Raw genomic sequence first — 14,255 nt, 5'->3', positions numbered from 1 at the left:
CGCTTTGCGAAATCTCCAGACCTAGCGCCCCATCAACGTCTGCACCGACCAGAGCCCGGCCAGGGTCATCAGCAGGGAGCCGGCCAGATGCGTGGCGATGGTGCCCATCGCCCAGGCGAGCCGCCCCTGCTGCAGCAGCACGACGACTTCCGCGGAGAAGGTCGAGAAGGTGGTGAGGCCGCCACAGAAGCCGGTGATGATCAGCAACCGCCATTCTGGCGCCAGGCCAGGCGAGTTGGCGAAGAAGGCGATGGCCGCGCCGATGATGTAGCCGCCGACCAGGTTGGCGACCACCGTGCCCGGCGGCATGGATGGCAGGAGGGTGTTAAGCTTGAGCCCGAGTACCCAGCGCAGCAGTGCACCGAGGGCGGCTCCGAGGGAGACGGCGAGAATGGATTTCCACATGGTCCTGTCCTGGGGAAGGTGGCTTGGACAGGCTGCAGGCATGCGCCTACGCGCCTTTCCAGGTCAATGCGTAGGCATCATCAGCCACGAGGGCGGTTGAAGGAGGAATGCCATCTCCTGCGGCGCAGTCTGGCATATCCGCCGCCCATGAAAAAGCCCCGCCTAGGCGGGGCTTTTTCGTACAGCAGGTGCCGGGTGGCTTACATCATGCCGCCCATGCCGCCCATGCCGCCCATGTCCGGCATGGCCGGAGCGGCTTTGTCGTCGACCACTTCGGCAACCATGGCTTCGGTGGTGACCATCAGGCCGCCGATGGAAGCAGCAGCTTGCAGCGCCGAACGGGTGACCTTGGCCGGATCGAGGATACCCATCTCGATCATGTCGCCGTACACGCCGGTAGCGGCGTTGTAGCCGAAGTTGCCCGAACCTTGCTTGACCTTGTCGACCACCACGCTCGGCTCGTCGCCGGAGTTGGCAACGATCTGGCGCAGCGGCGCTTCAACAGCGCGACGCAGCAGGGCGATACCGACGTTCTGGTCTTCGTTGTCGCCCTTCAGGCCTTCGATGGCTTGCAGAGCACGGACCAGGGCGACGCCGCCGCCAGGCACCACGCCTTCTTCCACAGCAGCGCGGGTAGCGTGCAGGGCGTCTTCAACGCGGGCTTTCTTCTCTTTCATCTCGACTTCGGTGGCAGCGCCAACCTTGATCACCGCAACACCGCCAGCCAGCTTGGCCAGGCGCTCTTGCAGCTTCTCACGGTCGTAGTCGGAGGAAGTCTCTTCGACCTGCTTGCGGATCTGCAGGACGCGAGCTTCGATGTCGGCTTGAGCGCCAGCGCCATCGATGATGGTGGTGTTTTCTTTGCTCAGAACCACGCGCTTGGCGTTACCCAGGTGCTCCAGGGTGGCGCCTTCCAGGCTCAGACCGACTTCTTCGGAGATGACGGTGCCGCCGGTCAGGATGGCGATGTCCTGCAGCATGGCCTTGCGGCGGTCGCCGAAGCCCGGAGCCTTGACGGCCGCGACCTTGACGATGCCACGCATGTTGTTGACGACCAGGGTAGCCAGGGCTTCGCCTTCGACGTCTTCAGCCACGATCAGCAGCGGACGGCCAGCTTTGGCAACGGCTTCCAGGACCGGCAGCATTTCGCGGATGTTGGAGATCTTCTTGTCGACCAGCAGCAGCAGCGGGCCGTCGAGCTCGGCCACCATGGTGTCCGGCTTGTTGATGAAGTAGGGGGACAGGTAGCCGCGGTCGAACTGCATGCCTTCTACGACGGACAGTTCGTTTTCCAGGCCCGAGCCTTCTTCAACGGTGATCACGCCTTCTTTACCGACTTTTTCCATGGCTTCGGCAATGATGTTGCCGATGGATTCGTCGGAGTTGGCGGAGATGGTGCCGACCTGGGCGATGGCCTTGGTGTCGGCGCACGGCTTGGCCAGGTCCTTCAGCTGGGCAACGATGGCCACGGTGGCCTTGTCGATGCCGCGCTTGAGGTCCATCGGGTTCATGCCGGCAGCGACGGCCTTCAGGCCTTCGTTGACGATGGCCTGGGCCAGAACGGTAGCGGTGGTGGTGCCGTCACCGGCAGCGTCGTTGGCCTTGGAGGCAACGTCTTTCACCAGCTGGGCGCCCATGTTCTCGAACTTGTCTTTGAGTTCGATTTCCTTGGCGACGGAAACGCCGTCCTTGGTGATGGTCGGAGCGCCGAAGCTCTTGTCCAGGATGACGTTACGGCCTTTCGGGCCCAGGGTCGCTTTAACCGCGTCGGCCAGGACGTTTACGCCAACCAGCATTTTCTTGCGGGCGGAATCGCCGAACTTAACTTCTTTAGCAGCCATGTTCTGTTTCCTCTAAATCGAATTCAGTGGGTTGGATTGGACGCGGGAATCAGTCTTCCAGGACGGCGAGGATCTCGGACTCGCCCATCACCAGCAGCTCTTCACCGTCGACCTTGATGGCGTTGCTGCCCGAGTACGGGCCGAAGACCACCTTGTCACCCACTTTCACTGCCAGAGCGCGAACTTCACCGTTGTCCAGCACGCGACCGGTGCCGACGGCGACCACTTCGCCACGGTTCGGTTTTTCGGCGGCAGAACCCGGCAGCACGATGCCGCCTGCGGTCTTGGTCTCTTCCTCGCTGCGACGGATAACGACGCGATCATGCAGAGGACGAAGCTTCATAGTCGTAACTCTCCCAAAACAGTGATTTCCAACGGCCGGATCGATGTCCGGCAGGTTTTGTTGAATCCGGCGGCGCCGGTTTGCGACTCGACGGGCGAGTCGCGAAAAGAGCAGCCTGTCGTAGACAGGGACCTTGCGGTGACCGGTACATAAGGTCGCTACAAGGCATTTCAAGGGTGTGACGAAAAAATTTTTGCAGGCGGGGTGCGCAAAGCGGCCGACGCCACTCCGGCTCAACGCAGGCGGTCGCGGTCTTCCTCGCGGCGCTGGTACTCGCCTTCGATCACGCTGGGGCCGCCACGCTGCTGGGCGGCCGGATCGTCGGCGAAGGCGCGGCGGCGCTCGGCCTGCTCCTGCATGCGCTGGCGCACGCGGCCCAGCATCAAGCGGCGGGTGAAGGGAATCAGGCAGAGCAGGCCGACCGCATCGCTGATGAAGCCCGGCAGCATCAGCAAGCCACCGCCCAGGGCGATGACCAGGCCTTCGAGCATTTCCTGCTCGGGCAGTTCGCCGCGGTTGAGGCGCTCGCGGGCGCGCAGTGCGGTGGCGACGCCGGCCACACGCAGCACCGCCGCGCCGATGAAGGCGCCGGCGATGATCAGCAGCAGGGTCCAGCCCACGCCGATCACGCTGCCGACCTTGATCATCACGGCCAGCTCGATCAGCGGGAAGAGCAGAATCAGGAACAGGGGAACTCGCATTGAAAAAATCCTTGGCGGGGTCATTGCCCGGGTAGAAAGCTAGGTGGCGACGCCCCGCGCCCTTTTCAAGGGAATGACCAAGGCTTGCTAGGCCTGGATCACCTCGTTGCCCGGCCAGGCGTCCGCCTTGGCGAGCTGCACCAGCGCCTGGCGCACCGCGCCGGCATTGCCGCACGGCGTCGGGAACGGCAGCCAATGCAGGCCCTGGCCGATGCGCAGGTGGAAACCTTCGGTATCAATTCCCGCCAGTTGCGGTTCCTTGTCGGCGGGCAGGCCGGCCAGTTCGACGTAGTGCGCAATGGCGTTGGCGTGGTCGCTGTTCATGTGCTCGACCATGCTTTTTTCCGTCTCGCCGACGAAGGGATTGGCCAGCGGCACGCTGTTCGCCCCCAGCCAGTGGATATCGCCGAAACCGCCGATGAAGCGCCACTGCACCGGCTCCAGCACCCAGAAATCGAAGTCGTGGACGATGTGGTAGTCCTGCGAACCGGGGAAGTAGCGGTAATAGCGCTCGGCGGCGCCGGCGATGGCGTCGACGTCTTCGATCAGCAGCGCCTCGGCCAGCAGGGTCAGGCGGCCGGCGGCCTGGATGTCGTCGACGCCGCGCTCGCCGATGAGCAACGAGCACTTGCCGTCCATCTGCAGGTTATGGGTGTGCTGGGCGATGCGGCTGATCAGGATCAGCGGGCGGCCCGCCTCGTCCAGGCAGTACGGCACGACGGAACCGAAGGGGAAGCCGGGCCACTTTTTCGAGTGGGTGGAGAGAACGCCGCGGTATTCCTTGAGCAGCAGTTCTCGGGCATGCTTGGCAGCTTTCACGCTCAACTTATGACTCCTCGCAAAGAATCCGTCGTAAACGGACGGGCAGGACTGACTCTGTGCACAGCTGCCGGCGGGGCCTTTCACCAGAAACTGTTCGTGGGGTTGTTCCGATGCAATTGAAAGACAAGGTCATCATCATCACCGGTGGCTGCCAGGGCCTGGGCCGCGCCATGGGCGAGTACCTCTCCGGCAAGGGCGCGCGCGTCGCGCTGGTTGACCTCAATGCCGAAAAACTGGACGAAGCCGTGACTGCCTGCAAGGCCGCCGGCGGTGACGCCCGGGCCTATATCTGCAACGTCGCCAATGAAGAACAGGTTACCCACATGGTGGCCCAGGTCGCCAGCGACTTCGGCGCCATCAACGGCCTGGTCAACAACGCCGGTATCCTGCGCGACGGCCTGACCATCAAGGTCAAGGACGGCGAGCTGTCCAAGATGAGCCTGGCGCAATGGCAGGCGGTGATCGACGTCAACCTGACCGGCGTGTTCCTCTGCACCCGCGAAGTGGCGGCGAAGATGATCGAGCTGAAGAACGAAGGCGCGATCGTCAACATTTCCTCCATCTCCCGCGCCGGCAACATGGGCCAGGCCAACTACTCCGCGGCCAAGGCCGGCGTTGCCGCCGACACCGTGGTGTGGGCGAAGGAGCTGGCGCGCTACGGCATCCGCGTGGCGGGCGTGGCACCGGGCTTCATCGAGACCGACATGGTCGCCAGCATGAAGCCCGAGGCCCTGGAGAAAATGACCGCCGGCATCCCGCTCAAGCGCCTGGGCAAGCCGCTGGAGATCGCCCACTCTGTGGCCTACATCCTCGAGAACGACTACTACACCGGCCGCGTGCTGGAGCTGGACGGCGGCCTGCGCCTGTAATCCGCCCGCCCATGAAAAAGCCCCGCCAGTGCGGGGCTTTTTTTGTGCCTTTGCAGGAGCGAGCTTGCTCGCGAACAGACCCCGTACCGGAGTTGAAAGCTTCGCGAGCAAGCTCGCTCCTACAGGTATACGGCCTACCAGCCCACCCCCAGCCCCAGGGTGTAGCGGCGCTCGTTGACATCGCCATCGTTGCCGCTGAGCTTGTCCCACTCGGCCTTCAGGCTCAGGGATGCCCAGGAGGTGAGCTTGTAGCGCAGGCCCGCCTCGCTCTCCAGTTCGTAGTCGACGTTGGACTCCAGCGGCTTGCTGACTTCGCCGTTGGTGAACAGCTCGAACTGCTTGGCCAGCAGGTAACGGTTGTAGTCCCACTTCAGGCTGGTGCTGTAGAAGTGCGACTTCTCGTCGTCGACGAATTCGTAGTCGTTGCGGTTGACCAGGGTGGCCAGGGAGAACGCGCCCAGCTCGTTGTCCCAGAACTGGTAACCGGGGCCGGTACCCAGGGTGCGTTTCTTCTGCAGGTCCTCGACCCAGTCGCGCTTGTACTGCGCCTGGCCCTGCCAGAACCAGTGCTCGTCCAGGAAGCGGTCCAGCGCGTACTCGGCCGAGTAGTTGTTGGTGCTGACCGACTCGTTCTTCTTCTCGCGGTTGTACTCGCCCTGCAGGTTGTGGCGCCAGCGGCCGTGGCGGGCGTTGGTCTTGAAGTCGATGTCGTAGTCCTCGACATCGTTCTCGGCGCGCTTGTGGTCCAGGGAGAAGTCGACGTTGCCGGTCCATACCCAGTCTTCCAGGATCGGCTTGGGCGGCATCATCTGCTCGATCTTGGCCAGCTCCACCGTGCGTGCCTCACCGTTGACCAGCGTGACCTTGCCCTGGTCGGAGGCCTTCAGGCCCTTGGAGTGCTCGCCGTTTTCCTCGTCGTACTTCACCAGCAGGTTCTGGTCGGTCTCCAGCGTCTTGATCTTGTCCGCCTTCAGGGTGATCTCCCCGCCGTAGTCGGTCGCCAGCAGCAGCTTGCCGCCGTCATACAGCTTGATGGTGCCGCTGAGGCGGTCGCCATTCTTCAGCCAGACGGTGTCGGCAAGGGCGGACAGAGAGCAGGACGCGAGGGCAAGGGAGAGCAGGGTTCTGGGGAACATGAGTCAAATTCAACTGGATTGAATAGGCAAAAAGCCGGGCATTATCCAGAAGCCCGACGCGAGAGCAACGACTGACCGGCTCAGTTGCAGGGAGTTCACAATGACTGACGGAAGGGTCTGACAGATGTCGCGGCTTGTCAGACCTGCGCCAGCCGATATCCTGAGCGTCAGCCCCTCTGCCACGGTGCATTCGATGCCCACACCCAAGCTCCCGGCCAACACCCCGACTGCCGACCTCGGCCTGGAAAGCCTGCAGGTGCGTCGCGAGGCGATTTTCCTGGTGATCGCCCAGGTGCCCGAAGGGTGCGTCATCACCTATGGCGACGTCGCCCGGCTCGCCGGGCTGGGCCGCTCCGCGCGGCTTGTAGGACGCATCCTCAGCCAGTTGCCGGAGGGCACGCGCCTGCCGTGGCACCGCGTGATCGCCGCCGGCGGACGCATCAGCCTGCCCCTGGGCAGCGTCTCGGGTAACGAGCAGCGCGCACGTTTACGTGCGGAGGGTGTCAGAATCCATAACGATCGGGTGGACATACGTCGGCACGGCTGGCCTAGCGGCGAGCAGTCCTAGTAAAGTTCGCGAGAATTTTTGACCTGCTGGAAAACACCCCATGAAAGAGCATTCCTGGCGAGAGGCATGGATTGCCTACAAGTCTCCCGCCAGCCTCGCGCTTTTGCTGCTGGGATTCGCCGCCGGCCTGCCGTACATGCTGGTGCTCTCCACCCTCTCGGTGTGGTTGCGTGAAGCGGGTGTCGCCCGGGAAACCATCGGATTCGCCAGCTGGATCGGGCTGGTGTACGCCTTCAAGTGGGTGTGGTCGCCCATGCTCGACCAGTGGCGCCTGCCCTTCATCGGCCGCCTCGGCCGCCGCCGCTCCTGGCTGGTGTTCTCCCAGGGACTGATCGCCCTCGGCCTGCTCGGCATGGCCCTGTGCAACCCGCAAGCGCACCTCAACTGGCTGATCGCCCTGGCCATGGTGGTGGCGTTCGCCTCGGCCACCCAGGACATCGCCATCGATGCCTACCGTCTGGAAATCGCCGAGAACACCCGCCAGGCCGCCCTCGCCGCCTGCTACATGACCGGCTACCGGGTCGCCGTGCTGTTCGCCACCGCCGGCGTGCTGTTCCTCGCCGAATGGGCCGGCTCCAGCGCCCTGCACTACAGCCAGTCGGCCTGGGCGCTGACCTATGCGGTGTGCTCCCTGGCCATCCTGCCCGGCCTGATCACCACCCTGCTGATGAAAGAGCCGCCGGTGAACGTGCAACCGCAGGCCGGCAGCTCGGCGTTCGCCTTCAACCACCAGTTGCTCTCGGTGCTGACCCTGCTGGTGCTGCTGATCTCCGTGCCGGCCATGCTCACCGCGCTGACCGCCCAGGCCTGGCCGCGCGCCGCGCTGTACGCGATCTTCATCGGCGTGTGCATGACGCCCCACGGCCGCCGGCAGATCCGCCCGGTGCGCGAGCTGCTGTCGAAGGTGCGCCGCCCGCTGTTGCTGGCCGTGCACGGGCGCGGCCTGCCGCAGTTCGACTTCGTCCACCAGGCCGTCTCGGTGATCGTGCTGATCATTCTGCTGGTCACCGGTACCGCGTTCATCAACATGGTCGAAGGCGGCAAGTGGTGGCTCGCCATCCTCTACCTGCTGATCGCCCTGAGCTGTATTTCCGCCCCCGGCCGCCTGCTGATGGCGCCGGTGCTGACGCCGATCACCGAATTCGTCCGCCGCTACCGCTGGCAGGCGCTGTTGCTGCTCGGGCTGATCTCCACCTACCGCATGTCCGACACCGTCATGGGCACCATGGCCAGCGTGTTCTACATCGACATGGGCTTCTCCAAGGACACCATCGCCACGGTCAGCAAGCTGTTCGGCGTGGTCATGACCCTGATCGGCGCGGCGGCCGGCGGCGTGCTGATCGCCCGCTTCAGCATCCTGCCGATCCTGTTCATCGGCGGCGCGGCATCGGCGGCGACCAACCTGCTGTTCGCCGTCCTGGCGCAGATGGGCGCGATCGACGACCCGCACCTGATGGGGCAGAACGTCTTCGCCCTGCTCAAGGTGCTGGAGCCCCACGTCACCATGCTGGTGGTGACCATCATGCTCGACAACTTCAGCGGCGGCCTCGCCACCTCGGCCTTCGTCGCCTACCTGTCGAGCCTGACCAACCTGAAGTTCTCCGCCACCCAGTACGCCATGCTCAGCTCCACCATGCTGCTGCTGCCGCGCTTCATCGGCGGCTATTCCGGCGCGATGGTCGAGAGCATGGGTTACGAGCACTTCTTCTTCTTCACCGGCCTGCTCGGCGTCCCCACGCTGCTGCTGATCGGCTGGCTGTGGCTGCACAATCGCGGCGACATGACCAACGGCGGCGCCGAGGAAGCGACCGAGGCGCCGGCGCCACAGGCCAGCGCCGAACGTCACTGAGCGCCGCGCAGGCGCCAGCGCCCATGAAAAAGGCCGGCAATCGCCGGCCTTTTTTCGTTCCTGCCGGGGATCAATCCGCCAGCACGGAGCCCTCTTCGCCCTTGACCACGCGCACCACCTTGTTGGGTGCCAGGTCGATACCGGCATCGCGCAGACGCTGGCGCACCTGCTCGTTGAGCATGAAGGTGACGGCCCAATAGTCCGAATTGGCCGTCCACAGGCGCAGCGACAGCGTCACCGAGTTCTCACCCAGGCCCGCAACCACCACCACTGGCGCCGGCGACTTGAGCACGCGGGGATCCTCGGCCAGTTCCTTGAGAATGGCGCGGGCGCCATCCAGGTCGGCGTCGAAGGCGAGCTTCACGTCGAAGGTCACCTGGCGGGTGGTCTGGGTCGAGGTGTTGGTGATGATGCCGTTGGACAGCGCGCCGTTGGGCACGATGACGGTGCGGTTGTCACCGGTGCGCAGCACGGTGTGGAAGATCATGATGTTGTCCACGGTGCCGGAGACGCCCTGGGCCTCGATCCAGTCGCCGATCTTGAACGGGCGGAACAGCAGGATCAGCACCCCGCCGGCGAAGTTGGACAGGCTGCCCTGCAGCGCCAGGCCGATGGCCAGGCCGGCGGCGCCGATGGCGGCGACGAAACTGGTGGTCTGGATGCCAATCATCGAGGCCACGCTGACCATCAGCAGGATCTTCAGGATGATGTTCACCATGCTGCCGATGAAGCCCTGCAGCGTCTTGTCCACGTGCTTGGTGGACAGCAGCCCGCCCACGCGATTGGTGAACAGGTTGATCACCCACCAGCCGATCAGCAGGGTCAGCAGCGCCAGCAAGGCGTTGCCCAGATAGGCCAGGACGACGGGCGTCCAGGCCTCCGCACTGTTGACGATGTGCTCGTAATTCATATCCATGGATGCAGGCCCCTTGTCTATTGCCATTTCAAAAACAAAACCGCCATGGCAAGCCATGGCGGTCGGGTGTTCGCCGAGCGACTCTTAATTGCGACGTCGCCCGGGCGATGAGGTTCCGCTGCGGTGGTCAGGCAGCGAATCAGTCGCGGAAATTGTTGAACTGCAGCGGCATGCCGAGGGATTCGCCGCGCAGCAGCGCGATGGCTTCCTGCAGGTCATCGCGCTTCTTGCCGGTGACGCGCACCTGCTCGCCCTGGATCGCGGCCTGGACCTTGAGCTTCTTGTCCTTGATCAGGGCGACGATCTTCTTCGCCAGATCCTTGTCGATGCCCTCGCGGAAGTTCACTTCCTGCTTGACCACCTTGCCCGAGGCGAAGGGGTCCTTGGTCTCGATGCACTGCACATCGATCTTGCGCTTGACCAGGCTGGAGCGAAGAATGTCGAGCATCTGCTCGAGCATGAAATCCGCCTCGGCGGTCAGGGTGACGGACTTGTCCTTGGTTTCGAAGCTGCACTTGCCCTTCAGGTCGAAACGGCGGTCCAGTTCCTTGGCAGCGTTATCCAGGGCGTTGGTCAGTTCGTGTTTGTCCAGTTCGGACACCACGTCGAACGAAGGCATGACATCTCTCCAGATGGACGGCGCGATGCGGTTCACAGTCAGCATCGCGCCTGGCTTGACGATAAAAATGCGCGGTCATTATAACTGACAGACAAGACCGCGCCCGGCCTCTGACACCGAGAGTCGGCATTTCCCACCCGTTGCGAGACAATCCTTTCCATGCCAACCAACCATCTCAGCATCCTGGTGGTCGACGATGCCAAGTTCTCCAGCGCCATGATCGGTCGCGCGCTGAGCCAGGCCGGCTACCAGAACGTGCGCTTCGCCAGCAGCGCCAGCGAAGCGCTCGACCTGCTGGAAAAGGAGCCGGTGAGCGTGCTGCTCGCCGACTGGCTGATGCCGGAGATGGACGGCCTGGAGCTGACCGCGCGGGTGCGCCAGCTCGACGAAAGCGGCGACCACTACACCTACATCATCCTGCTCACCGGCAAGGAGGGCGACAACGCCCTGGCCGAGGCCTTCGACCGTGGCGTGGACGACTTCGTCAGCAAGTCGTCGATGAACGAGCAACTGGTGCCCCGCGTGCTCGCCGCCGACCGCCTGAGCAACACGCTGCAGCGCCTGCTGATGGAAAACCGCCTGCTCACCGAGAACATCACCAGCCTGGAGGAGCGCAACCTGGTGGACAGCGCCACCGGCCTGGGCAACCAGCGCTACCTCAAGCAGAAGCTGGCCGACAGCATCCGCCAGGTGGAATCCCGCGGCGGCGCGGTGTGCTACATGCTGATCGGCCTGCCGGAGGTGGCCGAACTCGGGCACAGGCACGGCCAGCCGTTCCAGAACGAGCTGCTGCACGGCGTCGCCCGGCGCCTGCAGCAACTGGTGCGACCGCTGGATGTCCTGGCGCGCCTGGACAGCCAGCACTTCGCCCTGATCACCCTGCTCGAAGACCTGCAGGAATGCTCCCCCAGCAGCTTCCGCCGCCTGCACGAAGGCTTGAACCTGAAGGCCTTCAAGACCAGCGAAGGCTTCATCACCCTCAAGGCCGGTATCAGCCTGGTCGGCCTGGACGCCAAGGCACTGCCGCTGGACGTCGAGCAGGTGATGCAGCAGGGTCGCACCCTGCTGCCCGATGCCTTCGCCAGCGGACGAATCAACGCCAGCCGCCTGACCGGCCTGCGCTAAACTTCGCGGTAAGCCCTCCAACCGCGAAGTTTCCCCCATGACCTGGACTATCCTCGGCGCCGGCAGCCTCGGTTGCCTGTGGGCCGCCCGCCTGTCCCGCGCCGGCCTGCCGGTGCGCCTGCTGCTGCGCGACCGCCAGCGCCTCAATGCCTACCGCGCCCTGGGCGGCATCACCCTGGTGGAAGACGGTCGCGCGAGCCTCTACCCCATACCCGCGGAAACCGCCGCCCAGGGCGCGCCGATCCAGCGCCTGCTGCTGGCCTGCAAGGCCTACGATGCCGAATCCGCCGCCGCCAGCGTGGCCGCACGGCTGGCGCCGGGCGCCGAGTTGATCCTGCTGCAGAACGGCCTGGGCAGCCAGCAGGCGGTCAGCGCCCACCTGCCACGCGCCCGCTGCCTGTATGCCTCCAGCACCGAAGGCGCCTTCCGCGAAGCCGATTTCCGCGTGGTGTTCGCCGGCAAGGGCCAGACCTGGCTGGGCGACGAACAGGGCGGCCCCGCGCCCACCTGGCTGGCGGACCTGCACCGGGCAGAGATTCCCGTGCAGTGGAGCGACGACATCCTCGAACGCTTGTGGCGCAAGCTCGCGCTGAACTGCGCGATCAACCCGCTCACCGTGCTGCACCAGTGCCGCAACGGCGAACTGGCCGGCCACCCCGGCGAAGTGGCCGGGCTCTGCGACGAACTCGGCCAGCTGCTGCATGCCGCCGGTTACTCCGCTGCCGCACGGGAGCTTCAGGCCGAGGTGGAACGGGTCATCAACGCCACCGCCGCGAACTTCTCCTCCATGTACCAGGACGTCGCCCAGGGCCGGCGCAGCGAGATCGCCTACCTGCTCGGCCATGCCTGCCGCGAAGGCGACCGCCTGCACCTGGCGCTGCCGCGGCTGCGCGCCCTGCACGAACGGCTGCGGGTCTACCTGGTGGCACGTGGATTGCCCGACGACTGATGGCGGGCTACCCTGCCCGCCTCCCCTGATTTTCTCTTTGACGCGCCCATGCCTTCTCCCATGAACCTGCGCCAGCGCCTGGAAGACCTGCCGGTCGGCCAGAAAATCCTCGCCGCCCTGCTGGTGCTGCTGGCGACCGTCATGCTGGTCGCCAACCTCGCCTTCATCAGCGCGGCCTACTGGATCTCCCAGGACAGCGTCGCCCCCCAGGCCCTGCAGACCATCGGCCGGCTGATCGCCAACCCGGCGCTCAGCGAGCCGGCGCTCTCCTCGCCCACCCAGGCCCAGGTGCTGCTGCGCCAGCTGGATGACTACCAGCCACTGCGCGCCGCCGCGCTGTACGACAGCAATGGCGAGCGCATCGCCCAGACACCGGGCAACGGGCCGGTGGCGCTGCCCGAGCGCCTGGACCACCTGGAACGCTGGCGCGAGCACGAATACCGCCTCAACGCCCTGTTCGAATTGCCCCAGGCCGGGCGCAACAGCGGTTACCTGCTGCTGGTGGCCAGCAGCGAGCTGCCCGGCGCCTTCTACACCGGCACGCTCACCGCCAGCCTGGTGATTCTCGCCGTGTCGGTGCTGCTCTGGCTGCTCATCGCCCAGCAGATCCGCCGCCTGATCACCCGGCCGATCCGCAGCCTGGAAGAGCTCTCGCGCCAGGTGACGCGCGAGGAGAACTACGCCCTGCGCGCCGAGCGCGGCAATGCCGACGAGATCGGCCGCCTGGCTGACGCCTTCAACACCATGCTGACCCGCATCGAAGCCCGCGAGCACCAGCTCAAGCGCGCCCGCGACGACGCCCAGGAGGCCGTGGAGCAGGCCCAGTCGCTGGCCGAGGAAACCCGCCGCTCGAACCGCAAGCTCGAGCTGGAAGTGCAGGTGCGCAGCAAGATCGAGAAGAAGCTCACCGGTTTCCAGCACTACCTCAACAGCATCATCGACTCCATGCCCTCGGCGCTGATCGCGGTGGACGAACAGCTCTACGTCACCCAGTGGAACCAGGAAGCCAGCCAGCTTTCCGGCACCAGCCTGGACGACGCCGTGAACCAGCCGGTGTTCCTCGCCTTCCCCTCGCTCAAACCCTTCCTGCCGCAGCTCACCCGTGCCGCCGAGCAGCACAAGGTCGAGCGCGTCGAGCGGGTGACCTGGGCCCTCACCGACACCCCACGGCACTACGCCCTGACCTTCTACCCACTGATGGGCGGCACCGGCCGTGGCGCGGTGATCCGCATCGACGACATCACCGACCGCCTGGGCATGGAAGAAATGATGGTGCAGTCGGAGAAGATGCTCTCCGTCGGCGGCCTCGCGGCCGGCATGGCGCACGAAATCAACAATCCGCTGGGGGCGATCCTGCACAACGTGCAGAACATCCGCCGGCGCCTGTCGCCGGACCTCACCAAGAACCTCGAAGTGGCCGGCGAAGTCGGCGTGCGCCTGGACGATCTCAACCACTACCTCGAAGCGCGGGAGATTCCCAAGCTGCTGGACGGCATCCAGTACGCGGGCTCCCGGGCGGCGAAGATCGTCAGCCACATGCTCTCCTTCAGCCGCCGCAGCCACCGCCAGATGGCCGCCTGCGAGCTGCCCGCGCTGCTGGAACAGGCGGTGGAGATCGCCGGCAACGACTTCGACCTCACCGGCGGCTTCGACTTCAAGTCGCTGGACATCGTCCACGAGTACGACCCGCGCCTGGGGCCGGTGCCGGTGATCGCCAACGAGATCGAGCAGGTACTGCTCAACCTCTTGAAGAACGGCGCCCAGGCCATCCACCAGCGCGACGACGAGGAAGAAGGCGAACTCGGCCGCATCACCCTGCGCACCCGGCTCAACCCGCCGTGGGCGGAAATCCAGGTGGAAGACAACGGCTGCGGCATGCCGGAGAACGTGCGCAAGCGCATCTTCGAGCCGTTCTTCACCACCAAGGAGGTCGGCCAGGGCACTGGGCTGGGCCTGTCGGTCTCGTACTTCATCGTCACCAACAACCACAAGGGGCAGATGGAGGTGCAGTCCGAGCTGGGCGTGGGCACCTGCTTCACCATCCGTCTCCCGCTGGGCGCCGAGATTTCCCCGCCGCTACCGCTGCTGGCGCCGGGCGACAAGGAGCATTGA

General features: G+C 65.1%; 14 protein-coding genes and 1 riboswitch. Of the genes, 6 read left to right on the top strand and 8 right to left on the bottom strand.

All coding sequences use genetic code 11. The features are described from left to right. Nucleotides 1-21: 21 nt before the first annotated feature. The 5 genes from crcB to N0B71_RS14045 all read right to left on the bottom strand — a co-directional run bounded on the left by crcB (nt 22) and on the right by N0B71_RS14045 (nt 4,115). Entirely contained in the window at nt 22-405 is a 384-nt protein-coding gene (gene crcB / locus N0B71_RS14065; protein ID WP_259759426.1) for a fluoride efflux transporter CrcB, read from the bottom strand. Nucleotides 406-469: 64 nt separating this feature from the next. Beyond that, a riboswitch (Fluoride riboswitch) is annotated at nt 470-532 on the bottom strand. Between the two features lie 73 nt (nt 533-605). Continuing rightward, entirely contained in the window at nt 606-2,246 is a 1,641-nt protein-coding gene (gene groL, locus N0B71_RS14060) for a chaperonin GroEL (RefSeq protein WP_207883835.1), read from the bottom strand. A 49-nt stretch (nt 2,247-2,295) separates the two neighbouring features. Continuing rightward, the gene (locus tag N0B71_RS14055; protein WP_003094064.1) at nt 2,296-2,589 is read right to left on the bottom strand and encodes a co-chaperone GroES; all 294 of its coding nucleotides are present in this window, start codon (nt 2,587-2,589) and stop codon (nt 2,296-2,298) included. 233 nt (nt 2,590-2,822) lie between these two features. Continuing rightward, nucleotides 2,823-3,290 carry an FxsA family protein gene (locus tag N0B71_RS14050; protein WP_259759425.1) on the bottom strand — a complete coding sequence of 156 codons (468 nt, stop codon included), beginning with the start codon at nt 3,288-3,290 and terminating at the stop codon, nt 2,823-2,825. Nucleotides 3,291-3,377: 87 nt separating this feature from the next. Beyond that, nucleotides 3,378-4,115, bottom strand: coding sequence for a HugZ family pyridoxamine 5'-phosphate oxidase (locus N0B71_RS14045; protein WP_259759424.1), 738 nt, complete (start codon nt 4,113-4,115; stop codon nt 3,378-3,380). Nucleotides 4,116-4,222: 107 nt separating this feature from the next. Between N0B71_RS14045 and N0B71_RS14040 the strand changes: the two genes are divergently transcribed. Then, nucleotides 4,223-4,981: an SDR family oxidoreductase gene (locus tag N0B71_RS14040; RefSeq protein ID WP_184589133.1), complete on the top strand. Its 759-nt coding sequence runs from the start codon at nt 4,223-4,225 to the stop codon at nt 4,979-4,981. 134 nt (nt 4,982-5,115) lie between these two features. Here the strand turns inward: N0B71_RS14040 and N0B71_RS14035 are convergent, their stop codons facing one another. Further along, nucleotides 5,116-6,117 (bottom strand): DUF481 domain-containing protein, encoded by a 1,002-nt coding sequence (locus N0B71_RS14035; protein ID WP_259759423.1) that lies wholly within the window; start codon nt 6,115-6,117, stop codon nt 5,116-5,118. A gap of 193 nt (nt 6,118-6,310) precedes the next feature. Here N0B71_RS14035 and N0B71_RS14030 point away from each other — a divergent pair, with 193 nt between their 5' ends. Both N0B71_RS14030 and N0B71_RS14025 read left to right on the top strand, forming a co-directional pair. Further along, nucleotides 6,311-6,685, top strand: a complete 375-nt coding sequence (locus tag N0B71_RS14030; RefSeq protein WP_259759422.1) for an MGMT family protein — start codon at nt 6,311-6,313, stop codon at nt 6,683-6,685. 40 nt (nt 6,686-6,725) lie between these two features. Further along, nucleotides 6,726-8,534 (top strand): AmpG family muropeptide MFS transporter, encoded by a 1,809-nt coding sequence (locus N0B71_RS14025; RefSeq protein WP_259759421.1) that lies wholly within the window; start codon nt 6,726-6,728, stop codon nt 8,532-8,534. A 70-nt stretch (nt 8,535-8,604) separates the two neighbouring features. On the opposite strand, the gene N0B71_RS14020 is transcribed toward N0B71_RS14025, so the two are convergent. Continuing rightward, complete coding sequence (locus N0B71_RS14020) at nt 8,605-9,450, bottom strand: mechanosensitive ion channel family protein (RefSeq protein ID WP_259759420.1); 846 nt, start codon at nt 9,448-9,450, stop codon at nt 8,605-8,607. Between the two features lie 139 nt (nt 9,451-9,589). Continuing rightward, complete coding sequence (locus N0B71_RS14015; RefSeq protein ID WP_259759419.1) at nt 9,590-10,069, bottom strand: YajQ family cyclic di-GMP-binding protein; 480 nt, start codon at nt 10,067-10,069, stop codon at nt 9,590-9,592. 159 nt (nt 10,070-10,228) lie between these two features. On the opposite strand from N0B71_RS14015, the gene N0B71_RS14010 reads away from it, so the two are divergent. The 3 genes from N0B71_RS14010 to N0B71_RS14000 are packed head-to-tail and all read left to right on the top strand — an operon-like array spanning nt 10,229 to nt 14,255. Then, nucleotides 10,229-11,194 carry a response regulator gene (locus N0B71_RS14010; protein ID WP_259759418.1) on the top strand — a complete coding sequence of 322 codons (966 nt, stop codon included), beginning with the start codon at nt 10,229-10,231 and terminating at the stop codon, nt 11,192-11,194. Between the two features lie 37 nt (nt 11,195-11,231). Continuing rightward, the gene (locus N0B71_RS14005) at nt 11,232-12,143 is read left to right on the top strand and encodes a putative 2-dehydropantoate 2-reductase (RefSeq protein WP_259759417.1); all 912 of its coding nucleotides are present in this window, start codon (nt 11,232-11,234) and stop codon (nt 12,141-12,143) included. 60 nt (nt 12,144-12,203) lie between these two features. Beyond that, nucleotides 12,204-14,255 (top strand): sensor histidine kinase, encoded by a 2,052-nt coding sequence (locus N0B71_RS14000; protein ID WP_259759564.1) that lies wholly within the window; start codon nt 12,204-12,206, stop codon nt 14,253-14,255.

The sequence above is a fragment of the Pseudomonas sp. GCEP-101 genome, from assembly GCF_025133575.1.
GTDB lineage: Bacteria > Pseudomonadota > Gammaproteobacteria > Pseudomonadales > Pseudomonadaceae > Pseudomonas > Pseudomonas nitroreducens_B.
The sequence above is the reverse complement of the archived record's forward strand: the minus strand, read 5'-3'. Positions and strand labels throughout refer to the sequence as shown.